Here is a 23,517-nt window from a genome sequence, read left to right on the forward strand (position 1 = left end):
CGGCCGGAATAGCGAACCATGCCTGAAATTAAGAAGCTCCTGATCGCCAATCGCGGCGAGATCGCGCTGCGCATCCACCGTGCCTGCCACGAGATGGGCATCAAGACCGTCGCGGTGCACTCCACCGCCGATTCGGACGCGATGCACGTCCGCCTCGCCGACGAGGCGATCTGCATCGGGCCGCCGGCGGCGGGCGAGAGCTATCTGAAGATCGACCGGATCATCGCCGCAGCGGAGATTTCGGGCGCGGATGCGATCCACCCGGGGTACGGCTTCCTCTCGGAGAACGCCAAGTTCGCCGAGATCGTCGAGGCGCACGGGATCATCTTCGTCGGGCCCAAGCCCGAGCATATCCGCACGATGGGCGACAAGATCGAGGCGAAGCGCACCGCCGGTGCACTCGGCCTGCCGCTCGTCCCCGGCTCGGACGGCGCGATCAGCGATGTCGAGGAAGCCAAGAAGATCGCCGAGGCCGCGGGCTATCCGGTGATCATCAAGGCCGCATCGGGCGGCGGCGGCCGCGGCATGAAGGTGGTCAACAACCCCGCCGACCTCGAAGCGCAGATGCTCCAGGCAGGCAGCGAGGCCAAGGCAGCGTTCGGCGACGCCACCGTCTATCTCGAAAAGTATCTCGGCAACCCGCGCCATATCGAGGTGCAGGTGTTCGGCGACGGCAATGGCAACGCCATCCATCTGGGCGAGCGCGACTGCTCGCTCCAGCGCCGCCACCAGAAGGTGCTCGAGGAAGCCCCCTCCCCGGTACTCTCCGCCGAGGAGCGCAACCGCATCGGCGGCATCTGCGCAAAGGCGATGGCCGATATGGGCTATCGCGGCGCCGGCACGATCGAATTCCTGTGGGAAGACGGCGAGTTCTACTTCATCGAGATGAACACGCGTCTGCAGGTCGAGCATCCGGTGACCGAGGCGATCACCGGCCTCGACCTCGTCCGCGAGCAGATCCGCGTCGCCGAGGGGCACGGCCTGACGCTGCGCCAGGAGGACGTGGTCTTCCGCGGCCATGCGATCGAGTGCCGCATCAACGCCGAGGATCCGCGCACCTTCGCTCCCTCGCCGGGTCTGGTGAAGGGCTATCACGCGCCGGGCGGCATGAACGTCCGCGTCGATTCGGGGCTCTACGCCGGCTACAAGGTGCCGCCCTATTACGACTCGATGATCGCCAAGCTGATCGTCTATGGCACCACCCGCCAGGGCGCGCTTCGCCGCCTGCGCCGGGCGCTGGAGGAGTTCGTGATCGACGGGATGAAGACCACCATCCCGCTCCACCAGGCGCTGCTCGACGATCCCGACTTCCAGAAGGGCGACTATACGATCAAGTGGCTTGAGGAGTGGCTGGCCCGACAGGACGAGGCCTGACACTCCTCCGTTCGCCCTGAGCCTGTCGAAGGGCCGTTTTTCTTCGGAGCAGGACGGTGCTTCGACAAGCTCAGCACGAACGGTTGGATATGAAAGCCACGATCTACCACAATCCCCGCTGCTCCAAGTCGCGAGAGGCGCTGGCGATCCTGAACGAGGCGCCGGGCGTCGAGGTCGAGGTGGTCGAGTATCTCAAGACCCCGCCGAGCCGCGAGACGCTGAAGGATCTCTACGCCCGCGCCGGCATGACCGCGCGCGAAGGCCTGCGCATCGCCGAGGATGCCGCCAAGCCGCTCAAAGGCGCCGATGACGAGGCGATCCTCGACGCGATGGCGGCGAATCCGATCCTGATCGAGCGCCCCCTGGTGGTCACCGAAAAGGGCGTCCGGCTCGGCCGCCCGCCCGAAAAGATCCGCGAAATCCTCTGATCCGCGCGCGGCATTACCCGATTTGACGGTTCCACCGTCTCGGTAACCCGAAAATTAACGTTCGTACCCGTAACAATCCCCCTCGAAAGGGTGGGAAAATGCGGGAGAGAGTCGAGATCGGGAAGCGTCGCGCCGGCACACGCCGTCGAATCGCGGGGCGGCACGCATGAACGCCCCTGTCTCGCTTCACTCGCAGCTCGATCGCCTCACCGCCTGGTTCCGCCGCAGCGACGACACCGTGCCCGATCGCAGCGCGCTGCACCGGCTGCGCTACGAGCAGATCGGCAGCTTCCTGTTCGAGCATGGCCTCGAGCCCAGCACTACCAATTTCGATTTCGCCGGCCGCTTCCTGGAAGGGCGCGAATCTGCGCTGGTCGGTGCGGCCGAGGCATTGCTCGCCACCAAGGGGCGGCTGACCGATCGCGATGTCGAGCGGATCGTCGAGCGCTGCGCGCCCACCGACACGTCAGACAAGCTCGAAAAGCTCACGCGCCTGCTCGAGGCCAAGGTCGCCGAATGCCTGGGCGCGGTCGGCGATGCCTCGGCTTCGACCAGCGCCTATTCGACTGCGCTGGGCGAAGCCGCGGGGCAGCTGGAAAGCGAGCCGGGCGAAGCCTATCGCCGCCTGCTCGAAGTCACGCTCGAGGTCGCCGAAACCACCCGCCGGATCGGCGGCCGGCTCGAGAGCACGCGCGAGGACACGAAGCGCCTGCGCGCCGATCTCGATCGCGCGGTGCGCGCAGCCGAGGAGGATCACCTCACCGGCCTGCCCAATCGCCGCGGCTTCTTCGCCCGGATGGAAGAGACGCTGGCACGCCCCAATGCCGCGCCCTTCGCCCTGGCGTTGTGCGACATCGACAATTTCAAGGCGATCAACGATCGTCACGGCCATCACACCGGCGACCGGGTGCTGCGCTTCGTCGGACGGACGCTGCGCGAATTCCTGGGCCGCCGGGTGATGGTCGCCCGTTACGGCGGCGAGGAATTCGTCTGCCTGTTCGAAGGCAGCGATGCCGAGGATGCCGCAGAATCGCTCGACGCCTGCCGCACCCAGCTGCGCGATCGCCTGCTGCGCGACCAGACCACCAACCTGCCGATCGGCCGGATCAGCTTCTCCGCTGGCGTGACCACCGTTGCCGGCGATGCCGGCGAGGCACTGCGCATCGCCGACGAGCTGCTCTATGCCGCCAAGCACGCCGGCAAGGATCAGGTGGTGACCTCGGTGCCGCCGGTGGCCTCGGCGGCGTAGGCTTCGTCATCGCGGCGAAAGCCGGGATGATGAACGGCTATCTCGCTCTCATATCCACAAGATCGGTCAGAGGTATTTTGCCGCCAGCCGAATTGAAATCCTCCCCCGGAGGGGGAGGGGGACCAGCGAAGCTGGTGGAGGGGGCTTGCCGCAGGCGGTACCGCTCGTGGCGCGCCCTCTCCACCACCGCCTGCGGCGGCGGTCCCCCTCTCCCTCCGGGAGAGGATTTTGGGTCAGTCCCGCTTCAGATGCGTGATGTCCTGCTTCAACCCGTAGAGATAGGCAGCCTTGCCGTCGCGGACTTCGACATCGGCGGTCACGCGCATCCAGCGCGCCTCGCCATCCGGGCGGCGAATCTGGGCATCGAAGGTGAAGCTGCCGCAGGTGGCGATCGCCTCGTCCCGCAGCCGCTTGAGTTCGGCCTGCGATTCGGGCGTGTACATCGCCACGGTGTCGTCGCGGCGCAGCGGCTCGTCGGGGGAAAGGCCGAAAATCTCGAACACGCCGGGGGTCCAGCGCAGCGAATCGTCAGACAGGTCGCATTCCCAGGCGGCAGGCATCGGTGCGAGCACCGCAGGGGTGCAATCGGGCACCACGCCCAGTCCGTTCGCCCAGCCCATCGGCACCCGCCCAACCGAAGGCTCGCCGACCTTATCAATCCAGTGACGCGACACGTTGCGGCCCTTGGTTTTACCAACTGCGTGCCTTGCTACGCTTATCATGGTTAATGTCCAGTAGCCGAAACGGCGACGATTCAGTCTTTTAATGTAGGATTCCATCTGCTTGGCTCTGCATGATGCCGATCGCGCCGCGCTCTCCCGCCACCCCCACCGCCGGTCGCCGGACCGCCCCTCCCGCGCGCGTGGATGTGGCGACCTTTGGGACTTTCCCCGCCCCGCACCCGCGTAAACGAGACAACGGAGTCAACATTTTCGCCGCTCCCCCGCTCGGGGGTGACGAGGGCAAAAGCCGCCGCTATGGGCTCGTCGCATGACTGAGATCACCTCCCAGGAAATCACGGGCGAGATCGTCGCCGAGCACGGCTTCACCCCCGAGGAATATGAGCGCGTCCTGAAGGCGATGGGCCGGGTGCCCAATATCACCGAGCTGGGCATCTTCTCGGTCATGTGGTCGGAGCACTGCTCGTACAAGTCGAGCCGCATCCACCTGAAGAAGCTGCCGACCACCGGCCCCCAGGTGATCTGCGGCCCGGGCGAGAATGCCGGCGTCGTCGATATCGGCGATGGCCAGGCGGCAATCTTCAAGATGGAGAGCCACAACCACCCGTCGTACATCGAGCCCTATCAGGGCGCGGCGACCGGCGTCGGCGGCATCCTGCGCGACGTGTTCACCATGGGCGCGCGCCCGATCGCCAACATGAACGCGCTGCGCTTCGGCCGGCCCGATCACCCCAAGATGAAGCACCTCATCGCCGGCGTGGTCCACGGGATCGGCGGCTATGGCAATTGCGTGGGCGTCCCCACCGTCGGCGGCGAGGTCAATTTCCACAAGGCGTATGACGGCAACATCCTCGTCAACGCGATGACCGTCGGCATCGCCGATACCGACAAGATCTTCTATTCGGCCGCTTCGGGCGTCGGCAATCCGATCGTCTATGTCGGCAGCAAGACCGGCCGCGACGGCATCCACGGCGCGACAATGGCCTCGGCCGATTTCGGCGAGGACAGCGAGGAGAAGCGCCCCACCGTCCAGGTCGGCGATCCCTTCACCGAGAAGCTGCTGATCGAGGCGTGCCTCGAGCTGATGTCGTCGGATGCGATCGTCGCGATCCAGGACATGGGGGCCGCCGGCCTCACTTCCTCCTCGGTCGAGATGGCCTCGAAGGGCGGCGTCGGCATTGAGCTGATCATGGACGATGTCCCCCAGCGCGAAACCGGCATGACGCCGTACGAGATGATGCTGTCGGAGAGCCAGGAGCGTATGCTCATGGTGCTCAAGCCCGGCCGCGAAGCCTTTGCCGAAGCGATCTTCCGCAAGTGGGAGCTCGATTTCGCGGTGATCGGCCATGTCACCGATACCGGCCGCATGGTGCTGAAGTGGAAGGGCGACACCGTCGCCGACATCCCGCTCGCCCCGCTCGCCGACGAAGCGCCGCTCTACGACCGTCCGCATGTGCCGACGCCGAAGCCGGCCGAGCTGGCGAACGTACCCGAGAGCGCCGATCCGGCCGCGGACCTGCTCAAGCTGGTCGGCACGCCCGACCTCGCCTCGCGCCGCTGGATCTGGGAGCAATATGACCACATGGTCGGCGCCGATACCGCCCAGCGCCCCGGCGGCGACGCGGCGGTGGTCCGCGTCCATGGCTCGGGCAAGGGCCTGGCGATCACCACCGACTGCACCCCGCGCTATTGCTTCGCCGACCCCGTTGAAGGCGGCAAGCAGGCGATCGCGGAGGCATGGCGCAACCTCTCGGCGGTGGGCGCCACGCCGCTGGCGGTGACCAACTGCCTCAACTTCGCCAATCCGCAGCGCCCCGAGATCATGGGCCAGATCGTCGGCTGCCTCGAGGGCATGTCCGAGGCCTGCCGCGCGCTCGACTTCCCGATCGTCTCGGGCAACGTCTCGCTCTACAACGAGTCCAAGGCCACCGGCGGCGGCTCGGCGATCCTGCCGACCCCGGCGATCGGCGCGATCGGCCTGCTCAAGGATTGGTCGAAGAGCGCGACGATTGCCTTCAAGGGCACGGGCGACATCCTGATCGCCGTCGGCGAGCGCTCGGGCCATCTCGGCCAGTCGCTCTGGCTGCGCGAGTTGCACGGCCGCGAGGAAGGCCCCGCCCCCAGCGTCGACCTGATGGCCGAGCGCCGCGCCGGCGCCTTCATCCGCGCCGCGATCTGCACCGGTGCGATCAGTGCCTGCCATGACGTCGCCGATGGCGGCCTCGCCGTTGCCGTCGCCGAGATGGCGATGGCCTCGGGCATCGGCGCGATCCTCGACCAGGCGCAACCTTTCGGCGTTGCCGAGAGCTTCTTCGGCGAGGACCAGGGCCTTTACGTGGTCACCGTGAAAGACGAGGCGCTGGCCGATTTCCTGGTCGCCGCGGACCGGGCCGGCGTCGTCGCCGATCCGATCGGTCGCACGATCAAGGACCGGATCATCTTCGAGCTGGAGGATGGCGATTTCTGCGTGAGCTTGACCGATCTCAAGGCAGCGCACGAAGCTTTCTTCCCAGAATTGATGGGGGAAGACGCCGCCCTGGCATAAGGTGACGCGCCGGGCCGGCCATGGAGGGAGGTCTTATGACCGAAGGCTATTCCGGCACGCCGCTCGCCCAGAAGCTCGGGCTGAAGCGGGGCATGCGCAGCTGGTTCTGCGGCATGCCCGACAGCGTCCGCGACGAGATCGATCCCGAGGCGCTGGGGATCGAGGAATATGAGGCGGCCTGTACCGGGCTGCAGGCGGCGCATGTCTTCGTCACCGAGCGGGCGAAGCTGGAGCGCGAGTTGGACGCGCTGCTTGCGCTGATCGAGCGCAACGGCTTCATGTGGGTTTCCTGGCCCAAAAAAGCGGCCAAGGTGGAAACCGATATCACCGAAGACGTTATCCGCGAGGTAGCGCTTCCCAAGGGACTGATCGACATCAAGGTTTGCGCCGTCGATGCGATCTGGTCCGGCCTCAAGCTGGTGATCCGGAAGGAAAATCGCTGACCGCTAGGTGAAAATGCGGAGTGCTGCCTATGCCTTGGCGATGGCATGCTCGGAACCGGGATTCGAGAATGGCCGAGCATGAGACGCTGCCCTGGCAGCCCTATCCGGAGCTGAACGACGCCGCGCGCATTGCGCGAGCGCAGGCGTTTCTCGCCGAAATGGCCACCCGCCGGAGCTGCCGCGCTTTCAGCGCCCAGCCGGTGCCCCGCGAAGTGATCGAGGCCGCGCTGCTCGCCGCCGGCTCTGCCCCCAGCGGCGCCAACCGCCAGCCCTGGCATTTCAGCGTGATCGAATCGGCCGAGGCCAAGGCGGCGATCCGCGTCGCGGTGGAGGAAGAGGAGCGCAATTTCTACGGCGGCCGCGCCGGCGAAGCCTGGCTCGACGCGATCCGCCCGCTCGGCACCGATGCCGACAAGCCCTATCTCGAAGTGGCGCCCTGGCTGATCGCCGTCTTCGCCCAGCGCAGCGGCGAGCCGGAAGATCACGTGCCGCAGCGCAACTACTACGTCACCGAAAGCGTCTGCATCGCCGCCGGGCTGCTGCTCGCCACGCTCCATGCCGCTGGCGTCGCCACGCTGGTTCACACCCCGCACCCGATGCGCTTCCTCAATCGCGTCTGCCGCCGGCCGGACAAGGAGCGCCCGGTGCTGCTGATCGTCACCGGCCATCCGGCCGAAGGCGCCACCGTGCCCGCGGGCATCGCTGCCAAGAAGCCACTGGAGCAGATCAGCTCCTGGCTGTAGCGTGCCACCCCGGGGAGCGGGGAACGCAGGACATGCATGCTGGACGCCGGATCTTGTTCGCCACGCTGGCTGCCGGCACGCTCGACATCGCCGCCGCCCCTTGGGCCGCCGCCGGCGCGGCGCGGGACTGAATGGAAGCTCCCGCCGCCCCGGCGCGGCTTCCTTCGCTCGATCTGGTCCGCGGCGTTGCGGTGCTGGGCATATTGCTGCTCAACATCCTCGCCTTCGCCATGCCCGACGCCGCCTATGTGAACCCCCGCGCCTATGGCGGCTGGCACGGCGCCGACCTCGCCACTTGGGCGGTGAACTTCATCCTGTTCGACGGGCGGATGCGCGGGCTCTTCTCCTTCCTGTTCGGCGCCTCGACGCTGCTGGTGATCGAGCGCGCCGAAGCGGGCGAGCGGAGCCCCGCCGAAGTGCATTACCGCCGCATGGCCTGGCTGCTCGTCTTCGGCCTATGCCACCTGTTCCTGGTCTGGCACGGCGACATCCTCGCCCATTATGCGCTGATCGGCATGATCGCCTATGCGATGCGCGACGTGCCGGTATCGCGGCTGATGGTGCTTGGCACGATGCTCACGCTGCTCGGCGCAGTGCTGTTCGCCACCATACCGCTCAGCATCCTCCAGCTTCACGCCAACCCGGCCGGCGCCGCCGAACTCCAGGGCTATGCGCGAAGCTTCGGCGTCCCCACCGCGGCGGACATCGCCAAGGACCTGGCGCTGCACCGCGGCGCCTATGGCGCGATCCTGGCCGATCGGCTGCGCGAGGATGGCGGCGCGCTGTTCGGCCTGTTTGTCTTCTACGGCCCCGAGACGCTCGGCTACATGCTCTTCGGCATGGCGGCGCTGCGCAGCGGCATGCTGCGCGGCGAATGGGCACCAGCACGCTATCGCCGCTGGCTGCTGCTCTGCTGGGCGATCACCCTGCCTGCCTATGCCGCGCTTGCCTGGTGCCAATGGGCCTCGGGCTTCGACATCCGCATGGTCGCGGCGATGATGCCGCTCACCGCGCTGATCCGCCCGCCGATGATCGCCGGCTGGATCTGCCTGATCCTGCTGCTCGCCCGCCCCGGCGGCGGGCTCACCACGCGGCTGGCGGCAGCGGGGCGCATGGCCTTCACCAACTATCTGGCGACCAGCCTGATCTGCACCACGCTCTTCTACGGCTATGGGCTTGGCTGGTACGGCCATCTGAGCCGCTGGCAGCTCTACCCCGTGGTTTTCGCGATCTGGGCTGCGATCCTGTTCTGGTCCAAGCCCTGGCTGGCCCGCTTCCGATTCGGCCCGTTCGAGTGGCTGTGGCGCAGCCTGGCGCGCGGCAGCCTCCAGCCGATCCGCGGCAGCGCCTAGGTAATAATGCGAGTGCCTCGCAATAGTCTTGCGAATCAGTGTCAATAGCCCTAATTCTCGCTCCACGAGGCGAGAGGGTCTGATGGTCGTTTGCGTTTGCAATGCAATCCGGGAACGTGACGTGCGCGAAGCCGCCCGCGATGGCGCGACCAGCGCCTGCCAGGCCTATCGCGCGCTCGGCTGCCAGGCGAAGTGCGGACAATGCGTGCCATTCGCACGTGAGATCATCGCCCAGGAACGTGCTGCTGCGTAACAGTCGCAACAGGCAAAAACCGCAGAAATCCGCCATTTTCTGACTGTTAAACGCGGCGCGCCGCGCCTATTCTGCTGCCGAAACCAATCACAAAACAGGTGGCAGCAATGAAGGGCGACCCCAAGGTCCTCGACTATCTCAACGAGGCGCTCAAGAACGAGCTGACCGCGATCAACCAATATTGGCTGCACTATCGCCTGCTCGACAATTGGGGCGTGACCAAGCTCGCCGAGCTGGAGCGCCACGAATCGATCGACGAGATGAAGCACGCCGACAAGCTGGCCGAGCGCATCCTGTTCCTCGATGGCCTGCCCAATTTCCAGCTGCTCGGCCGGCTGCGCATCGGCGAGACGGTGGAGGAGATTCTCAAGGCCGATCTCGCGGTGGAGATGGAAGCGATCCCCCTTCTCCGCGACGCGATCCAGCATTGCGAGAGCGTGCGCGACTATGTCTCGCGCGACCTGTTCGCCGACATCCTCGAGAGCGAGGAAGAGCATGTCGACACGCTGGAGAAGCAGTTCGACATGATCGAGCGCATGGGCATCGCCAACTATATCCAGCTCAACAGCGAGCCTGCAGAGGCGAGCTAGGGCGCCCTACAACGCCCCCTGACGCGACTCGGCAAAGGACACGAAGTACACGCCCAAGACGGGTTCTGGCGGGGCCTGTTTTCCCTATTTCCCGGGAATGCGCTGCATCACGCAACATCGTTGCGTGCGCGGCGCCCTATATTTCCAACAGATCAAAGAGCGGCCGGGCGCAGGCCCGGCAGCACGAGCCAAGCAGGCGAAATCCTACATTGCAACCGCCGGTGCGACCGTCCTCCCGGCGAAAGCCGGAATCTCAGGCGAAGGCGCGGAAACGTTGGGGCAAGAGCCGCACGAGATCCCGGCTTCCGCCGGGATGACGGCTATGGGCTAGGCTCCCTGACCTTCACCAAGGAGCAGCTCCTTCCAGATCAGCCCGCGAGGGAGCGGCGGCCGAATACCGGGCGGCGCTCTACCAGGGGATTCGATTCGCGCTCGAGAAGCGCCAGAGTCGCTTCGAAAAGCGGGCGTAACGCCACGACATGCTCGAGGATCGTCGAAGGCGTGTCCTGGCGCTCGATGCAGGCGCGGGCGCTCATCTCGATCGTCTCGGCCAGATCCGCCAGCGGATCGGCACCGAACTGGCGCGCTTCGCCCTTCAGCGTATGCGCCGGAATCACCATGGCGGCAGCATTCTGGCCGCGCATCGCTTCCTCGATGCGCGCGACCGACTTCACGCCGTCCTCACGAAAATAGCCCAGAATACGCACGAAATTGGCGCCGAGCTCGCTCCGCGCCTGCGAAAAGCTATCCCAATTCACCAGCTGCACGTTGCCGGTCATCGCGTCATTCCCCTACGCCACCCCCAAAGCACTGGGAGCAATTCTAGGGCCTGTGTGTAAACACGAAGTTGATTTGCGACAGGTTCGTTACGGAAGCGATTGGATTCTCAATCCTTGTCGCGGTCGAACGGGTTCTTCGGCGCACGCAGCGTCAGGCGAACCGGCACCGCGCCGAAATCAAATTCCTTGCGCAAGCCATTGATCAGATAGCGCTGATAGCTGGTCGGCAGCAGATCGACGCGCGTGCCGAACAGCACGAAGCTGGGCGGGCGCGACTTGTTCTGGGTGACGTAGCGCGGCTTGATCCGCTTGCCGCCGGGCGCGGGCGGCGGGTTCGCTTCGATCGCGCGCTCGAACCAGCGGTTGAGCTGGCCGGTGGAGACGCGGCGCGACCAGGAGTCGCGCGTCTTGAAGGCGACGTCGATCAGCGTGTCGAGCCCCTTGCCGGTCGCCGCCGAGACCGTGAGCAGCGGCACGCCCTTCACCTGGGCGAGGCCGTCGTCGAGCGCCTTCTTCACGCCGTTGAACAGGCTGGAGGCATCCTCCGCCACGTCCCACTTGTTGAGCGCGATGATCAGCGCACGGCCTTCCTGGAGCACGCGATCGGCGATCTTGAGGTCCTGCACCTCGAGGCCGCGCGTGGCATCGAGCAGCAGCACGACGACCTCGGCGAAGTCGATCGAGCGCAGCGTGTCCATCACCGACAGCTTCTCGAGCTTCTCCTCGACCCGCGCCTTCTTGCGCAGCCCCGCGGTATCGATCAGGCGGACCGGGCGCATATTGCCCTCGAAATCCTCCCACGCCCAATCGATCGAGATCGAATCGCGCGTGATGCCGGCTTCCGGCCCGGTGATCATCCGGTCCTCGTTGAGGAAGCGATTGACCAGGGTCGACTTGCCCGCGTTCGGCCGGCCGACGATCGCCAGCTTCAGCGGCGCATTGGGGTTGTCGGGATCGTCCTCCTCGACTTCCTCTGCCGCGTCGCGCTCGACATGGGGCAGCAGCGCCTCGAACAGATCGGCAATGCCCTCACCATGCTCGGCGGAGAGCTGGACGGGGTCGCCAAAGCCCAGCGCCATCGCCTCGAGCACGCCGGTCTCGCCCGCCCTGCCCTCGGCCTTGTTGGCGACGAGGACGATCGGCCGGTCGGTCGAGCGCAGCCAGCGGGCAATCTCCTCGTCGAGCGGCGTCACGCCGGCGCGGGCATCGACCAGGAACAGCGCGACATCGGCATCCTGCACCGCCGCCTCGGTCTGCTGGCGCATGCGGCCAGGCAGCGTCGCGGCATCCTCGTCCTCATAACCCGCGGTGTCGAAGATGCGGAATTCGAGCCCGAGCAGGTTCGCCTCGCCCTCGCGCCGGTCCCGCGTGACGCCCGGCTGATCGTCGACAAGCGCAAGCCGCTTGCCGACGAGCCGGTTGAACAGCGTCGATTTGCCGACATTGGGCCGGCCGATGATCGCGACGGTGGGCAAAGGCATAACATCAAACTCTTCTCGGGCGCGTGCCCAGCAAACCGGCATGTAACACAAAAAGCAACGGGCGGGGCCTCACGACCCCGCCCGCCTGCCATGGCCGGGACAGAAATCAGCGGAACGCGGTCAGGCGCCCCTTGTCGTCCAGAACGTACAGGATGTTGTTGGCCACCACCGGCTGCAGCGAGATCGGGTCCTTGAGCTCGATCTTGGAGCTGATGCTGCCATCGGCGGGCGAGACGAAGACCAGCTCGCCGCGGGTGTTGCCGAGGATCAGCTTGCCGCCGGCCAGCACGGGGCCGACCCAGCCATAGGGGTTCTTCGGCTTCTTGGCATTCTTGTAGCGCTTGAGCTGCGCGATCCAACGCACCTTGCCGCTGGTGCGCGACAGGCACATCAGGCGCGCATCGTCGGTCACCACGAAGATCCACTCGCCTGCGATCCACGGCGTGGAGATGCCGGCGAGGTTCTGCTCCCACATGCGGTTGCCGGTGGCGATGTCCATCGCAACCATGCGGCCGCCCTGGCCCACGGCATAGACGCGGCCCTGATCGATCACCGGCTCGGCATCGATGTCCGACAGCGAGGAGACCGAGGTGGTCATGCTGGAACGCGACAGCACGTCGCTCCACAGCGACTGGCCGTTCTCGTAGCGATAGGCGTTGAGCTCGCCCGAGGAGAAGCCCGCGATCAGCGTGCCCTGCGCCGAGGCCGGCGCGGCAACGCCGAACACGCCCTGCGTCTCGAGGCTGGCCGAGGCCGTCCAGTTAACGTCGCCATTCTCCTGCTTCATCGCGAAGAGCTGGTTGTCCTGGGTGACGACGTAGAGATTGTCGTTGGCGAGCGTCGGCGCGCCGCGCAGCGGGCCGCCAGGGCGCTTGCGCCACAGCTCGGTGCCGTCGGCGATGTTGAGCGCGACCACGTCGCCCAGGCCGTTGGTGGCGAAGGCATGCTCGCCCGAGACGCTGACGCCGCCGCCGAAGCGCGCGGTCTTGTTGTCATCGGCCTTCACGGTGGCGGCACGCCACAGCTCGGCGCCAGTGTCCGCAGCGAGCGCATGCACCACGCCGTCGGTGTCCATCACGAACAGCTTGCCGCCCGCGATCACCGGCGTGGCCGCCAGCCGCTCCTTCTTGGAGGTCTTGGCGATCTCCTTGCTCCAGATTCGCGCAGGCGCGGCCGAGAGCGCGAGATGGCCCATCGACTTGGAGGCGCTGCCGCCCGGCTGGCTCCACTGCTCGTTCACCGCCGCTTCGGGCACGAGCACATCGACATTGGCCAGCGACTTGTCGCTGGTGATGTCGTTCTCGGACATCAGGATGGGAACGCGTTCGCCGAGTACGGGCGTCTTCTTGCCGCCCGACCCCTTGAATACCCCGCAGCCGCTAACCAGCGCGAGTGCCGCAAGGGCCCCAGCCACCCTCAGCTTATTGTTCATTGAGCCTGCTTTTCCTTCGACTGACCGAGGACGTCGATCCCCAATACGCTCGCCAGCTGAACCGCGCGTTGCCGCGTCGTCTCCGGCACATTCTCGCCGCCCTGAGCGATCTGCTGGAGCAGCTTGCCTGCCTCGGCACGCTTGCCGAGCTTGATCTGCGCGGTGGCCACCAGCTCGCCGGCGCTGCCGAACCAGGCCGAATCCGGCTTGGCCAGGCCCTGGAGGCGCGACACCACCACTTCCGGCTTCAGCGAATCATATTCCGCCACGGTCTGGCGGAGCAGCGCGTAATCGCGGAAGGTCTTGGGATAGGCGCTGTTCGTCGCCACTGCGGCGAACTTGGCGACGGCGCCCTTCGCGTCCTTCTTCTGCAGCGCCAGGTTACCCTCGACGATCGCCGACATCGCGGCAAAGCCGTCACCGCCCTTGGCGGAGAGCTTGGCGAGGTCAGGGCCGGCCTTGTCGAGCTGGTTCTGCTCGATCTCGCGCAGCGCCGAGTCATATTGCTCGCCGCGCTGGCCGGCGGCGGAAGCGGTCTGGTGCTGCCAGAACAGGAAGCCGGCAAAGGCCGCCAGGGCGAGCACCACCGCGCCGATGATCAGCTTGCCGTAGCGCTGCCAGATGCTCAGCATCTGCGCGCGACGATATTCCTCGTCGACTTCGCGCAGGAAGGCTTCGTCTGTCGTGCCGGAGGGGGGAAGCGCCAAAATCTACCTCATGCGTCTCTTGCGGGCGCGGACCTTAGCCGCGCCGTGCGGGAATCGATAGCGCTCGGTAGCCCGTCAATCCCGCGGCGCATAGACCTGATCGGGTCCCGGAAAGGCCCGGGACCGAACATCGGCGGCATAGGTTTCAACCGCGGCGGAAATGCGGCCAGCCAGATCGTCATATTTCTTCACGAACCGGGCGGTGCGCTCGAACATGCCGAGCATGTCGTCGATCACCAGGACCTGGCCGTCGCAATCGGCAGAGGCACCGATGCCGATCACCGGGCACGAGACGGCGGCGGTGATCTCCCGCGCCAGCGTCTCGACCACGCCCTCGACCACCACGCCGAACGCGCCTGCGGCGGCAATCGCCCGGGCATCGTCGAGGATCTGGGCATGCTCGGCGTTGCTCCGGCCCCGCGCGCCATAGCCGCCGAGCGCGTTGACCGCCTGGGGGGTGAGGCCGACATGGCCGACCACGGGGATGCCGCGCCGGGTCAGGAACTCCACCGTCGGCGCCAGCGTCTGGCCGCCTTCGAGCTTGACGCCGGCCGCACCGGTCTCGGCGAGGACGCGCGAAGCCGAGACGAAGGCCTGTTCGGGGCTACCCTCATAGCTGCCGAAGGGCATGTCGACGATCACCAGCGAATGCCAGCTGCCGCGCACCACCGCGGCGCCGTGCGCGATCATCATGTCGAGCGTCACCGGCAGGGTGGAGGGCAGGCCGTAGATCACCTGGGCCAGGCTGTCGCCCACCAGCAGCACGTCGCAATGCGGATCGAGCAGCTGCGCCATCCGCGTCGTATAGGCGGTGAGCATCACGATCGGGTCCTTGCCCTTGCGATCGCGGATCGCGGGCACGGTCAGGCGCTTCATCGGCGCCGGCGTGGGGTTAGCGCGGCTCGTGGCCGTGTCCATGGTGACGTGCGACATGGCCGGGGGTCTAGCGGCTCCGGGCGAGGGTAGCCAGTGCCCGTCCTCCCCGACCGTCATCGCGGCGAAAGCCTGGATTTCGTGCGGCGCCTGTCCCGCGCCTTCGCCTGAGATCCCGGCTTTCGCCGGGATGACGGGTTGGAGCGCCGCCCGCGAAGTTATCCACGCTTGACTCAATGTTATATATTTCTAACATAAGGTCATGTGATTCGAACCTGAGGTGAAAAATGCCATTCAAGGAAAAGATCGCCTGGATATCGGTGATCACCACGATTCTGGTGTGGGGCGGCTATTTCGGCTTCATGCTGGGAACCGGCGGCAAGCTGCACAGTGCCGTATATTTCATGGGCTTCATCGCGGCAGTGATCGTCCAGACGGTGCTGATGATCATCGCCGCGACGGTTACCGCGGTGCTTGCCCCGGCCGATGCCAGCGCCGGCGGCGACGAGCGCGACCGCGAGATCGCCCGGCGCGCCTATGCCTTTGCCTATCCGGTGCTGATCACCCTGGTGATCTGCGTCGCCGGCAGCGTCCATCTGGGCTTCGACCGGATCGACATGGCCTATGGGATCATGGGCTCGATCGTGATCGCCGAGATCGTCCATTATGCCGCGCAGATTGCCGGCTATCGCTGGAGCCGCTGAGATGGCCTATCGCGAAAAGGCGGCCTGGCTCACGCTGATCTGCATGGTCATCGCCTATGGCATCTACTTCCCGATGATGGCGCTGCGCGACACGCCGCCGACGCTGTTCGACATCCTCTGGGCCTTCGGCATCATCGCCGGGGCCCAGGCGGTGGCGGTGATCATCGGGCATATCGTGCTGGCCATGCAGACCGCCCCGGCCGCCCGCCGCGCCGACGAGCGCGACCGTTCGATAGCCCGGCGCGGCGCATCTGCCGGCTACTACACGCTGATGACCGGCGCGATCCTGGTCGGCGTGGTGATGCCCTTCAGCGAGCCCGCCCCCAAGATCGTCAACACCGCGCTGCTGGCGATCGTGATTGCCGAAGCGGTAAACCACTTCCTGGTGCTGCTGAGCTATCGGAGGGGCTGGCATGGCTAAGGTCGTCAACAACGTCCGCACGCTGCGCTTCCTCGCCGGCGAGATGACCCAGGCCGAGCTGGGCGAGAAGATCGGCCTCACCCGCCAGACGATCGCGGCGATCGAGCAGGGCAAATATTCGCCTTCGCTCGAAGCCGCGTTCCGGATCGCACAGGTGTTCGGCAAGCCGCTGGAAGAGGTGTTCAGCTGGGAGGAATGACGCCTAAGCGACCCAATTCGGGAGACGAAAGGCTTGCGCAGCTACGCAGGGCCGCTAGCGTGGTTAGCGCCAGATTGGGGGAATCAGCATGCGCCTTGCCTTGTTCGCACTCGCCGCGCTCGTCGCGCCGCACACCGCTTCGGCGCAGAGCTGGCGCCTTGCCGCCTATTCGAACCAGGCGCCGCAAATGGCCTATTTCGTCGATGTCGATTCGGTGCGCCGCAACGGCAACATCGTGACGTTCAAGCAGCAGACCATCTACGAGACGACGAGCCCGACGCGCGACTTCGATCGCTCGATGCTCACCCGCCAGGCGGACTGCGCGGCAATGACCTCGTTCATGCGCGACAGCAGCTTCTATGTGCGCGGCACCTATCTCGACACCGAGGCCGGCCCGAGCGACCCCACCGTCGCCAAGCAGGGCAGCGTGCTGCTGACCATGCTCACCACCGTGTGCGGCCGCGGCAACTATTTCTCGGAAGTGGTCGCCAATCCGGAGATCTGGGTGCTCGAGAAGTTCCGGAAGGGCTTCTGAGCCTCGCTCAGAGCAGCGCCCTGGCGTAGTTCTCCGGCTTGAAGCCGACGAGGATGCCGCCCGGATATTCGAGCACGGGGCGCTTGATCATCGAAGGCTGGGCCCGCATCAGCGCCGCCGCCTTGGCCGCATCGATCCCTTCGCGATCACTGTCGGGCAGCTTGCGGAAGGTGGTGCCGGCCCGGTTGAGCAGCACTTCCCAGCCGACCAGCCCGCTCCAGCGCGCCAGCCGCGCGGCATCGATCCCCTCGGCCTTGTAGTCGTGAAAGGCATAGGGGATGCCGTGCTCGTCGAGCCAGGTCCGCGCCTTCTTGATCGTGTCGCAATTCTTGATGCCGTACATGGTGATGGTCATCTGAAGTCCCTTGGCTCGCGGCGCTTGCGCCCTCAATATTGCCTGGCCCGGCCAGCACAAGCGGAGGTGGACGATGCCTGAGGTAAAACTGCTGTCCGGCGGCAATCCGCAGATCGCCAAGGGCGACGGCGATGCGCCGGTCCAAGCCTATATCGCCGCGATGCCCGGCTGGAAGCAGCGGATCGGGCGCGCGGTGGACGGGCTGGTGACGGCCACCCTGCCCGGCGTGCGCAAGGCCGTGAAGTGGAACTCGCCCTTCTACGGCGCGCCCGGTCAGGAAGGCTGGTTCCTGTCGTTCCACTGCTTCGACCATTATGTGAAGCTCACCTTCTTCCGCGGCACCGCGCTCGATCCGGTGCCGCCGGGGCCCTCGAAGCAGAAGGAAGTCCGCTATCTCGACATCCGCGAGGAGGATCCGATCGACGAGGCGCAACTCGCCGGCTGGATCCGCCAGGCGAGCGGGATCCCCGGCGAGCGGCTCTAGTCGTTCAGGAAACGCCCGAGCGTGACGACGCCCTGCGGCTCCAGCCCGAGCGCGGCGTAGAAGCCCAGCGCCTCGACATTGGTGTCGCGCACCATCAGCTGGATCTTGGGGCAGCCCCGCGCGCGCAACCAGTCCTCGGCCGCGGCCATCAGCGCCCGGCCCAGGCCGGTGCGGCGGGCGCTTTCGGCCACCGCGAGATAATAGACCCAGCCGCGATGCCCGTCATCGCCGATCATCACGCTGCCGCAGAGTCCGGACTCGCTCTCCGCCACCAGCACGGTCGACGCCGCGCCCTCCAGCGCCCGCGCGAAATCGGCGGCCGGATCGTTCCACGGCCGGGTGAGCCCGCAGGCGTGCCACAGCGCGATCACCGCGGCGGCATCGATTGCCCTGGCTTCACGGATCATCGGGCGATGCAGGTCACGCCGGCCCAGAGATTGGTCACCTTGCCATCGGGCGCAGCCGAACTGAGCAGGCCGGACAGGTCGCCCATCATGAACTCGTGCCCGATGGTGCTCTCCCCGACCTCGACCGAGCCTGCCGCCTCGAGCTCCTTGCGCGTGGTGCCGATGCCGATGCCGTTTCCGGTGGTGAACTTGCCGTTCTCGCGCCCGTCGAGATCCCAGCCGGCGAACTTGTCGTCCTGGAAATAGAGCGAAAGCCCGTCGCGGAAGGCGGCATAGCCGAGCGACCCGGCGCCGCAATCCTGGTTCTCCGCCTGCTCGATCGGGCTGCCCAGCGCCGCGGTGAGCATCTTCACTGCGTCCGCCTTGGCCATGCCGAAGGGCATGTGGCGGGCCGAGCCGTTCGGCAGCACCAGCGTCAGCTCGTCGGGCGCCAGGTTGACACCCAGCCCCGCCGCCTCGTCGCTCGCATTGGCGATATTGGTCTCGTGCGCCGGCGGCACGATGATCTCGCTCTCGTTCGTGGCCGTCTCGTTCTCGGCAGGCTTGGTCGCCGGCTCGGGCGCGCAGGCGGCGAGCAGCCCCAGCACGGCGAGCGCGCCCGGCAACAGCTTGTTCGTCATCGTCATTCCCCTGGCCCGTTACGGCAGCGTTTTCTCACCATCGTGCGGCGCCCGCAATGATTTCAGGCAAGCGCGGCAACCGGTTCGCGGCGAAAACAGCCCATTTGATGGTCGTTCACCAGCCCGACGGCCTGCATCCAGGCATAGACGATCGTCGGCCCGACGAACTTGAAGCCGCGGCGCTTCAGTTCCTTCGAGATCGTCTCGGAGAGCGGCGTGGTGGCGACGAAGCCATGCCCGGGCGACTGGATGGGCTTGCCGCCGGTGAAACTCCAACAGAACGTCGCGAAATCCTCGCCCCGCTCCGCCATGTCGAGATAGATTTGCGCGCCCTTGATCGTCGCCTCGATCTTCGCCCGCGCGCGGACGATGCCGGGATTGGCCATCAGCCGCTCGACATCCTCGGGCCCGAAGGCGGCGACCTTTACCGGATCGAAGCCGGCAAAGGCCTCGCGGAACGCATCGCGCTTGCGCAGGATGACGATCCAGGCGAGCCCGGCCTGGAAGCCCTCGAGCATCAGCGTTTCCCACAGCCCGCGGCTGTCGCGAACCGGCACGCCCCATTCGGCATCGTGATAGGCGCGGTTGAGCGGATCGCTCACCGCCCAGGCGCAGCGCTGCAATTCGTCGGTCATCGCTCTCCCCTCACCGTCTCGCCGATCCGCACTTCGCCCAGCCCCAGCCAATCGGCCATGCGTGCCAGTTCGACTTCGAGCCGCTCGGACGTGTCGGGCGGCGCGTTCGGCTCCAGCGTGATCCGGTGTGCGAGCAGCCGGCCATTCTGGCGATCCGCTTTGAGATCGACGCGTGCGGTAAGCGCTTCGTCCTGGAGGAAAGGCAGCACGAAATAGCCATGCGTGCGCTTGTCCGCAGGAACGTAGATTTCGATCCGGTAGCGGAAGTCGAACAGCCTTTCCGTCCGGCTCCGCTCCCAGATCACAGGATCGAACGGCGCCAGCAGCGCCGCGCCGGGCACCTTGCGGGGCATGCGGGCATCGCAGTGAAGCCAGGCCTTCTGCGTCCAGCCCTGCACCTGGACGGGCAGCAGCACGCCTTCCTCCTCCAGCTCGGGAATGGCGTGGTTGGCTTCCTCGGGCTTGAGCCGGAAATAATCGCGCAGATCGGTCGCGGTGGCGACGCCGAGCGCGCGGGCGCTCCGCTCGATCAGCGCGCGCTGGGCAGTCGCCGCATCGGGGGTCGGCAGATCATAGACCGCGCGCGGAATCACCCGCTCGCTCAAATCATAGACGCGCTCGAAGCTGCCGCGGCGGGTCGCGGTGGTGATCTGGCCGGACCAGAACAGCCATTCGAGCGCGAGCTTGGCCTCGCTCCATTCCCACCAGCCGCTCTTGCCCTTGCCATTCTCCAGCTCGGAGGCGGCAAGCGGCCCCTCCGCAGCGATCCGATCGAGCACCCGTTGCGCCTCGGCCCGGCGCTCGTGCGCGAACAGGCGCAGCATCCGCCAGCCGATCTCGCCGCGCTCCGCCCGCGCCATCCGCCAGCGGAAATAAGGATGCAGCTCGACCGGGAGCAGCGACGCCTCATGCGCCCAATATTCGAACAGCCGGCGGCTGCGCTTCGGACCCCAGGCATCGCGCTCGAGCAAGCCACGGTCATAGCTGCCCAGCCGCGAGAAGGCGGGCAGATAATGCATCCGCGTAAGCACGTTGACGCTGTCGATCTGGTGCAGCCCGAGCCGATCGACGGTACGGCGAAGATGCGCAGCACCCACCGTTTCCGGATGGCGCGCGCCGAATCCCTGGGCAGCGAGGAAGATGCGACGCGCCTGCTTGAGAGAAAGACGCGTCACTCTTTTCCTTCCAGGGCCCCGCGGAACATAACGGGTACCCTAGCGGATTTTCATTCCCATTCAATCGTGCCGGGCGGCTTCGACGTATAGTCGTAGGTCACCCGGTTCACGCCGCGCACTTCGTTGACGATGCGGGTGGCGACGCGGGGCAGGAAGCCGCCGGGGAACTCGAAGGCCTCGGCAGTCATGCCGTCGATCGAAGTGACGGCGCGGAGCGCCAGCACCGAATCATAGGTGCGGCCATCGCCCATCACGCCGACCGAGCGCACCGGGGTGAGCACCGCGAAGGCCTGCCAGATCGCATCATAGAGCCCGGCGTTGCGGATCTCCTCGAGATAGATCGCATCGGCCTTGCGCAGGATGTCGCAGCGTTCCTTGGTGACTTCGCCGGGGATGCGGATCGCCAGGCCCGGCCCCGGGAAGGGATGCCGGCCGACGAAAATCTCGGGCAGGCCGAGCTCGCGGCCGAGCGCGCGGACCTCGTCCTTGAACAGCTCGCGCAGCGGCTCGACGAGCTTCATGTTCATCCGCTCGGGCAGGCCACCGACATTGTGGTGGCTCTTGATCGTCACCGACGGCCCGCCGGTGAAGCTGACGCTCTCGATCACGTCCGGATAGAGCGTGCCCTGGGCCAGGAAATCGGCGCCGCCGATCTTCTTCGCCTCTTCCTCGAACACGTCGATGAAGGTCTTGCCGATGAACTTGCGCTTGGCCTCCGGATCGGTGACCCCGGCCAGGCCGTTCATGAACAGCGCCTCGGCGTCCACATGGACGAGCGGGATGTTGTAATGGCCGCGGAACAGGCTGACGACCTGGTCGGCCTCGCCCGAGCGCATCAGGCCATGGTCGACGAAGACGCAGGTGAGCTGCTCGCCGATCGCCTCGTGGATCAGCACTGCGGCAACGGCGCTGTCGACACCGCCCGACAGGCCGCAGATCACCTTGCCCTTGCCGACCTGGGCGCGGATCTCGGCGATCTTGGTCGCGCGGAACTCGGCCATCGTCCAGTCGCCCTGCAAGCCGCAGACGTGGCGGACGAAATTGGCAAGCAGCCGGGCGCCGTCGGGCGTGTGGACCACTTCGGGGTGGAACTGCATGGCGTAGTAGCGGCGGTCGTCGTCGGCGATCACCGCGAAGGGGGCGCCGGTGCTGTGCGCCACCGGGCGGAAGCCGGGGGCAAGGTTGGTCACCTTGTCGCCATGGCTCATCCACACCTGGTGGTTCTCGCCCTCGTGCCACATGCCGTCGAACAGCACGCAGCCATCATCGATCTCGATAAAGGCGCGGCCGAACTCGCCGCTGTCGCCCAGCTGCACGGTGCCGCCGAGCTGGTGCATCATCACCTGCTGGCCATAGCAGATGCCGAGCACCGGCAGGCCGCTATCGAAGATCTCCTGGGGCACGCGCGGCGACCCCTCGTCGAGCACTGAGGCGGGCGAGCCGGAGAGGATGATCCCCTTGGGCTGCATCCGGGCAAAGGCCTCGGCGGCGGTGGTGAAGGGCGCGATCTCGCTATAGACCCCGGCCTCGCGCACGCGGCGCGCGATCAGCTGGGTTACCTGGCTGCCGAAATCGACGATGAGGATGGATTCGTTGTGCTCGGTCGACATGGCCCGCGATTAGGTATCGGCCGGTGCGCTGTAAAGGGCGCTATTGCCCCGACGGGCGACGACGGCCCTTCGCCCAATCGGGCATCGGCCCCGCGGGCGGCGCGGCAGCACCCGGGCGGCGCGGGACGAAGCCGTCCGGCCGGCCGGAGACCGGGCCTGCGCCCATGTCGATCCCGACGAAGTCATAGTCACCGCCGTTGCAGGCGAGCATCGCGGTCACCGGGCCGGAAAGCGTCAATGCGAACCTGCGCGTAGCGCTGCCCACCGTGAGGCTTCCGCCGCCCGAGCGAACCTTCAACTCGAACGGCAACGGCGCGCCGACCGGCACCGCGCCCAGATCGAGATCGACCTGCTCATAATTCTGGAAGACGTCGGCCGAGGCATGGCGCGGGTCCGCGCCCCGGATCTGGGCCTCCACCTTGTCGCGCATACTGGCGCTCGCCAGGCGGATATAGACGACTGCGTTGTTCCCGCGCGCCTTTGAGATGTCGGGCGCGGAACGCGTGATCGTGCCGCTGATCCGATACTCTGGGCCAAGCTGCTGCACCTGGCGCATGTCCATGCGCTGACTGCCATTGCACTGCCAGTCGGCGGGCACGGCATGTGCCGTGCCGGCGACGAGCAGGGCGGCGGTGATTGGGAGGGTGCGAAACATGCCCCACCGCGCCACAGATTTCCCACGCGCGCGCGCCGCGTGCGACGAACCCGGTCAGCGCGGCGTCGGTCGACGGCCTAGAGCGACTTGAGCCCCGCGATCGTCACGATCGGATCGCTGCCGCGCTTGAGCGCGCAGCGGAAGCCATAGCTCTGCCGGGCGGTGTCGCGGTAGCTGTCCGCCAGCTCAACCTGGCCCTTGATCACCCAGCTCTTGCCGTTCCACACCGTGCTGGTGACCGAGGAGACCCGCGCCAGCCGGGCATAGCGCTCGCCCATGCTTTCGGTTTCCATCGCGCAGCGATCCGCCGCGGCATCCTCATCGTACAGCCCGTCGAACCGCGCCGAATCGGGCGCCGGGGTCGGCGCGATCGGGCCGCTGCCGGGCTGGACCGGCTCGGGTGCGCCATAGCGGCTCTCGGGCATCGGAGCGGTATCGATCTGCGCGCGCGCCTCTGGCGGCGCGACTTCCTCGTAGCTCTCGTCGACCGGCTGCGCCTTCTTCTTGCTGCCGCTCGAGACGAGCGCGATCAGCCCGCCGACGACGAGCCCGCCGACGATCGCATCGCCGACGTCGAACTTGTCCTCATGGTGATGCCGCTGCGGGCGCCAGCCTTGCGCCTGGGCCGGCATCGCCAGACCGGTTGCCGAGATCACCGCGGCCGCGCCGCCCACCAGCTTCAGAACAGTCATGCCGCTCTCCGTTACTTTCGTGGAACGAGAATTATGCGTGCGAGCCTGTCGCGTGGCTGAACCGATTTGCGGTGGGGCGCCCTTCTCCGTCGACCG

Annotated in this window: 28 protein-coding genes; 14 read left to right on the forward strand and 14 right to left on the reverse strand. The window is 66.7% G+C overall.

Features of this window, described 5'->3' with window-relative positions:
• Window positions 1-18: 18 nt before the first annotated feature.
• The 3 genes from accC (at window position 19) to P6144_RS14490 (ending at window position 3,051) form a co-directional block, all read left to right on the forward strand.
• Window positions 19-1,374 carry an acetyl-CoA carboxylase biotin carboxylase subunit gene (accC, locus tag P6144_RS14480; protein ID WP_277768517.1) on the forward strand — a complete coding sequence of 452 codons (1,356 nt, stop codon included), beginning with the start codon at window positions 19-21 and terminating at the stop codon, window positions 1,372-1,374.
• Window positions 1,375-1,463: 89 nt separating this feature from the next.
• A complete protein-coding gene (gene arsC / locus P6144_RS14485) occupies window positions 1,464-1,802 on the forward strand; it encodes an arsenate reductase (glutaredoxin) (RefSeq protein WP_277768518.1) in 339 nt (112 codons plus the stop codon).
• Window positions 1,803-1,968: 166 nt separating this feature from the next.
• Window positions 1,969-3,051: a GGDEF domain-containing protein gene (locus P6144_RS14490; protein WP_277768519.1), complete on the forward strand. Its 1,083-nt coding sequence runs from the start codon at window positions 1,969-1,971 to the stop codon at window positions 3,049-3,051.
• A 233-nt stretch (window positions 3,052-3,284) separates the two neighbouring features.
• Here P6144_RS14490 and P6144_RS14495 read toward each other — a convergent pair whose 3' ends face one another.
• Window positions 3,285-3,671 (reverse strand): PAS domain-containing protein, encoded by a 387-nt coding sequence (locus P6144_RS14495; RefSeq protein WP_277768520.1) that lies wholly within the window; start codon window positions 3,669-3,671, stop codon window positions 3,285-3,287.
• Between the two features lie 370 nt (window positions 3,672-4,041).
• Here P6144_RS14495 and purL point away from each other — a divergent pair, with 370 nt between their 5' ends.
• From purL to bfr, 6 genes are all read left to right on the forward strand, one after another.
• The gene (purL, locus tag P6144_RS14500; RefSeq protein WP_277768521.1) at window positions 4,042-6,276 is read left to right on the forward strand and encodes a phosphoribosylformylglycinamidine synthase subunit PurL; all 2,235 of its coding nucleotides are present in this window, start codon (window positions 4,042-4,044) and stop codon (window positions 6,274-6,276) included.
• A 35-nt stretch (window positions 6,277-6,311) separates the two neighbouring features.
• Complete coding sequence (locus P6144_RS14505) at window positions 6,312-6,719, forward strand: hypothetical protein (protein WP_277768522.1); 408 nt, start codon at window positions 6,312-6,314, stop codon at window positions 6,717-6,719.
• A 68-nt stretch (window positions 6,720-6,787) separates the two neighbouring features.
• A complete protein-coding gene (locus tag P6144_RS14510; protein WP_277768523.1) occupies window positions 6,788-7,462 on the forward strand; it encodes a nitroreductase family protein in 675 nt (224 codons plus the stop codon).
• A gap of 131 nt (window positions 7,463-7,593) precedes the next feature.
• The gene (locus tag P6144_RS14515) at window positions 7,594-8,814 is read left to right on the forward strand and encodes a DUF418 domain-containing protein (protein ID WP_277768524.1); all 1,221 of its coding nucleotides are present in this window, start codon (window positions 7,594-7,596) and stop codon (window positions 8,812-8,814) included.
• An 82-nt stretch (window positions 8,815-8,896) separates the two neighbouring features.
• On the forward strand, window positions 8,897-9,067 hold the full coding sequence (locus P6144_RS14520; RefSeq protein ID WP_277768525.1) for a (2Fe-2S)-binding protein: 171 nt from the start codon (window positions 8,897-8,899) through the stop codon (window positions 9,065-9,067).
• Window positions 9,068-9,174: 107 nt separating this feature from the next.
• On the forward strand, window positions 9,175-9,657 hold the full coding sequence (bfr, locus tag P6144_RS14525) for a bacterioferritin (protein WP_277768526.1): 483 nt from the start codon (window positions 9,175-9,177) through the stop codon (window positions 9,655-9,657).
• A 368-nt stretch (window positions 9,658-10,025) separates the two neighbouring features.
• On the opposite strand, the gene P6144_RS14530 is transcribed toward bfr, so the two are convergent.
• From P6144_RS14530 to panB, 5 genes are all read right to left on the reverse strand, one after another.
• The gene (locus P6144_RS14530; RefSeq protein WP_277768527.1) at window positions 10,026-10,436 is read right to left on the reverse strand and encodes an Hpt domain-containing protein; all 411 of its coding nucleotides are present in this window, start codon (window positions 10,434-10,436) and stop codon (window positions 10,026-10,028) included.
• A 107-nt stretch (window positions 10,437-10,543) separates the two neighbouring features.
• Entirely contained in the window at window positions 10,544-11,917 is a 1,374-nt protein-coding gene (der, locus tag P6144_RS14535; RefSeq protein ID WP_277768528.1) for a ribosome biogenesis GTPase Der, read from the reverse strand.
• A gap of 106 nt (window positions 11,918-12,023) precedes the next feature.
• Entirely contained in the window at window positions 12,024-13,349 is a 1,326-nt protein-coding gene (locus P6144_RS14540; RefSeq protein WP_277768529.1) for a PQQ-like beta-propeller repeat protein, read from the reverse strand.
• Window positions 13,346-14,056, reverse strand: coding sequence for a tetratricopeptide repeat protein (locus tag P6144_RS14545; RefSeq protein WP_277768530.1), 711 nt, complete (start codon window positions 14,054-14,056; stop codon window positions 13,346-13,348). The genes P6144_RS14540 and P6144_RS14545 overlap by 4 nt, the downstream gene beginning before the upstream one ends.
• A gap of 75 nt (window positions 14,057-14,131) precedes the next feature.
• Complete coding sequence (gene panB, locus P6144_RS14550) at window positions 14,132-14,989, reverse strand: 3-methyl-2-oxobutanoate hydroxymethyltransferase (RefSeq protein WP_277768531.1); 858 nt, start codon at window positions 14,987-14,989, stop codon at window positions 14,132-14,134.
• A gap of 227 nt (window positions 14,990-15,216) precedes the next feature.
• Between panB and P6144_RS14555 the strand changes: the two genes are divergently transcribed.
• The 4 genes from P6144_RS14555 to P6144_RS14570 all read left to right on the forward strand — a co-directional run bounded on the left by P6144_RS14555 (window position 15,217) and on the right by P6144_RS14570 (window position 16,788).
• Window positions 15,217-15,633, forward strand: coding sequence for a hypothetical protein (locus P6144_RS14555; protein WP_277768532.1), 417 nt, complete (start codon window positions 15,217-15,219; stop codon window positions 15,631-15,633).
• A 1-nt stretch (window position 15,634) separates the two neighbouring features.
• Complete coding sequence (locus tag P6144_RS14560) at window positions 15,635-16,054, forward strand: hypothetical protein (RefSeq protein WP_277768533.1); 420 nt, start codon at window positions 15,635-15,637, stop codon at window positions 16,052-16,054.
• Window positions 16,047-16,253, forward strand: a complete 207-nt coding sequence (locus tag P6144_RS14565) for a helix-turn-helix transcriptional regulator (RefSeq protein WP_277768534.1) — start codon at window positions 16,047-16,049, stop codon at window positions 16,251-16,253. The genes P6144_RS14560 and P6144_RS14565 overlap by 8 nt, the downstream gene beginning before the upstream one ends.
• 88 nt (window positions 16,254-16,341) lie before the next feature.
• Window positions 16,342-16,788, forward strand: a complete 447-nt coding sequence (locus P6144_RS14570) for a surface-adhesin E family protein (protein WP_277768535.1) — start codon at window positions 16,342-16,344, stop codon at window positions 16,786-16,788.
• Window positions 16,789-16,795: 7 nt separating this feature from the next.
• Here the strand turns inward: P6144_RS14570 and P6144_RS14575 are convergent, their stop codons facing one another.
• Window positions 16,796-17,143: an ArsC family reductase gene (locus tag P6144_RS14575; protein WP_277768536.1), complete on the reverse strand. Its 348-nt coding sequence runs from the start codon at window positions 17,141-17,143 to the stop codon at window positions 16,796-16,798.
• Window positions 17,144-17,216: 73 nt separating this feature from the next.
• Between P6144_RS14575 and P6144_RS14580 the strand changes: the two genes are divergently transcribed.
• A complete protein-coding gene (locus P6144_RS14580; RefSeq protein ID WP_277768537.1) occupies window positions 17,217-17,627 on the forward strand; it encodes a DUF1801 domain-containing protein in 411 nt (136 codons plus the stop codon).
• On the opposite strand, the gene P6144_RS14585 is transcribed toward P6144_RS14580, so the two are convergent.
• The 7 genes from P6144_RS14585 to P6144_RS14615 all read right to left on the reverse strand — a co-directional run bounded on the left by P6144_RS14585 (window position 17,624) and on the right by P6144_RS14615 (window position 23,421).
• Window positions 17,624-18,034: a GNAT family acetyltransferase gene (locus tag P6144_RS14585; RefSeq protein WP_277768538.1), complete on the reverse strand. Its 411-nt coding sequence runs from the start codon at window positions 18,032-18,034 to the stop codon at window positions 17,624-17,626. The two genes, P6144_RS14580 and P6144_RS14585, sit on opposite strands and share 4 nt — an antisense overlap.
• Window positions 18,031-18,654, reverse strand: a complete 624-nt coding sequence (locus tag P6144_RS14590; protein ID WP_277768539.1) for a hypothetical protein — start codon at window positions 18,652-18,654, stop codon at window positions 18,031-18,033. Before P6144_RS14590 ends, P6144_RS14585 begins: the two co-directional genes overlap by 4 nt.
• 62 nt (window positions 18,655-18,716) lie before the next feature.
• Window positions 18,717-19,289, reverse strand: a complete 573-nt coding sequence (locus tag P6144_RS14595) for a DNA-3-methyladenine glycosylase I (protein WP_277768540.1) — start codon at window positions 19,287-19,289, stop codon at window positions 18,717-18,719.
• Window positions 19,286-20,464: a crosslink repair DNA glycosylase YcaQ family protein gene (locus P6144_RS14600; RefSeq protein WP_277768541.1), complete on the reverse strand. Its 1,179-nt coding sequence runs from the start codon at window positions 20,462-20,464 to the stop codon at window positions 19,286-19,288. Before P6144_RS14600 ends, P6144_RS14595 begins: the two co-directional genes overlap by 4 nt.
• Window positions 20,465-20,514: 50 nt before the next feature.
• Window positions 20,515-22,074, reverse strand: coding sequence for a glutamine-hydrolyzing GMP synthase (gene guaA / locus P6144_RS14605; protein ID WP_277768542.1), 1,560 nt, complete (start codon window positions 22,072-22,074; stop codon window positions 20,515-20,517).
• A gap of 40 nt (window positions 22,075-22,114) precedes the next feature.
• Entirely contained in the window at window positions 22,115-22,729 is a 615-nt protein-coding gene (locus tag P6144_RS14610) for a hypothetical protein (RefSeq protein WP_277768543.1), read from the reverse strand.
• Between the two features lie 77 nt (window positions 22,730-22,806).
• Entirely contained in the window at window positions 22,807-23,421 is a 615-nt protein-coding gene (locus P6144_RS14615; protein ID WP_277768544.1) for a hypothetical protein, read from the reverse strand.
• Window positions 23,422-23,517: the final 96 nt, after the last annotated feature.

The sequence above is a fragment of the Sphingomonas sp. HITSZ_GF genome, assembly GCF_029543155.1.
GTDB lineage: Bacteria > Pseudomonadota > Alphaproteobacteria > Sphingomonadales > Sphingomonadaceae > Sphingomonas.

Coding starts and splice junctions, on each gene's coding strand:
- P6144_RS14595 (WP_277768540.1), bottom strand. CDS start 19,289: ATGACCGACGAATTGCAGCGCTGCGCCTGGGCGGTGAGCGATCCGCTC.
- P6144_RS14515 (WP_277768524.1), top strand. CDS start 7,594: ATGGAAGCTCCCGCCGCCCCGGCGCGGCTTCCTTCGCTCGATCTGGTC.
- accC (WP_277768517.1), top strand. CDS start 19: ATGCCTGAAATTAAGAAGCTCCTGATCGCCAATCGCGGCGAGATCGCG.
- P6144_RS14615 (WP_277768544.1), bottom strand. CDS start 23,421: ATGACTGTTCTGAAGCTGGTGGGCGGCGCGGCCGCGGTGATCTCGGCA.
- P6144_RS14505 (WP_277768522.1), top strand. CDS start 6,312: ATGACCGAAGGCTATTCCGGCACGCCGCTCGCCCAGAAGCTCGGGCTG.
- P6144_RS14490 (WP_277768519.1), top strand. CDS start 1,969: ATGAACGCCCCTGTCTCGCTTCACTCGCAGCTCGATCGCCTCACCGCC.
- P6144_RS14520 (WP_277768525.1), top strand. CDS start 8,897: ATGGTCGTTTGCGTTTGCAATGCAATCCGGGAACGTGACGTGCGCGAA.
- P6144_RS14530 (WP_277768527.1), bottom strand. CDS start 10,436: ATGACCGGCAACGTGCAGCTGGTGAATTGGGATAGCTTTTCGCAGGCG.
- P6144_RS14565 (WP_277768534.1), top strand. CDS start 16,047: ATGGCTAAGGTCGTCAACAACGTCCGCACGCTGCGCTTCCTCGCCGGC.
- purL (WP_277768521.1), top strand. CDS start 4,042: ATGACTGAGATCACCTCCCAGGAAATCACGGGCGAGATCGTCGCCGAG.
- arsC (WP_277768518.1), top strand. CDS start 1,464: ATGAAAGCCACGATCTACCACAATCCCCGCTGCTCCAAGTCGCGAGAG.
- P6144_RS14570 (WP_277768535.1), top strand. CDS start 16,342: ATGCGCCTTGCCTTGTTCGCACTCGCCGCGCTCGTCGCGCCGCACACC.
- P6144_RS14590 (WP_277768539.1), bottom strand. CDS start 18,654: ATGACGAACAAGCTGTTGCCGGGCGCGCTCGCCGTGCTGGGGCTGCTC.
- P6144_RS14575 (WP_277768536.1), bottom strand. CDS start 17,143: ATGACCATCACCATGTACGGCATCAAGAATTGCGACACGATCAAGAAG.
- bfr (WP_277768526.1), top strand. CDS start 9,175: ATGAAGGGCGACCCCAAGGTCCTCGACTATCTCAACGAGGCGCTCAAG.
- P6144_RS14555 (WP_277768532.1), top strand. CDS start 15,217: ATGCCATTCAAGGAAAAGATCGCCTGGATATCGGTGATCACCACGATT.
- P6144_RS14540 (WP_277768529.1), bottom strand. CDS start 13,349: ATGAACAATAAGCTGAGGGTGGCTGGGGCCCTTGCGGCACTCGCGCTG.
- der (WP_277768528.1), bottom strand. CDS start 11,917: ATGCCTTTGCCCACCGTCGCGATCATCGGCCGGCCCAATGTCGGCAAA.
- P6144_RS14580 (WP_277768537.1), top strand. CDS start 17,217: ATGCCTGAGGTAAAACTGCTGTCCGGCGGCAATCCGCAGATCGCCAAG.
- P6144_RS14560 (WP_277768533.1), top strand. CDS start 15,635: ATGGCCTATCGCGAAAAGGCGGCCTGGCTCACGCTGATCTGCATGGTC.
- P6144_RS14585 (WP_277768538.1), bottom strand. CDS start 18,034: ATGATCCGTGAAGCCAGGGCAATCGATGCCGCCGCGGTGATCGCGCTG.
- panB (WP_277768531.1), bottom strand. CDS start 14,989: ATGTCGCACGTCACCATGGACACGGCCACGAGCCGCGCTAACCCCACG.
- P6144_RS14610 (WP_277768543.1), bottom strand. CDS start 22,729: ATGTTTCGCACCCTCCCAATCACCGCCGCCCTGCTCGTCGCCGGCACG.
- P6144_RS14495 (WP_277768520.1), bottom strand. CDS start 3,671: ATGGGCTGGGCGAACGGACTGGGCGTGGTGCCCGATTGCACCCCTGCG.
- P6144_RS14510 (WP_277768523.1), top strand. CDS start 6,788: ATGGCCGAGCATGAGACGCTGCCCTGGCAGCCCTATCCGGAGCTGAAC.
- guaA (WP_277768542.1), bottom strand. CDS start 22,074: ATGTCGACCGAGCACAACGAATCCATCCTCATCGTCGATTTCGGCAGC.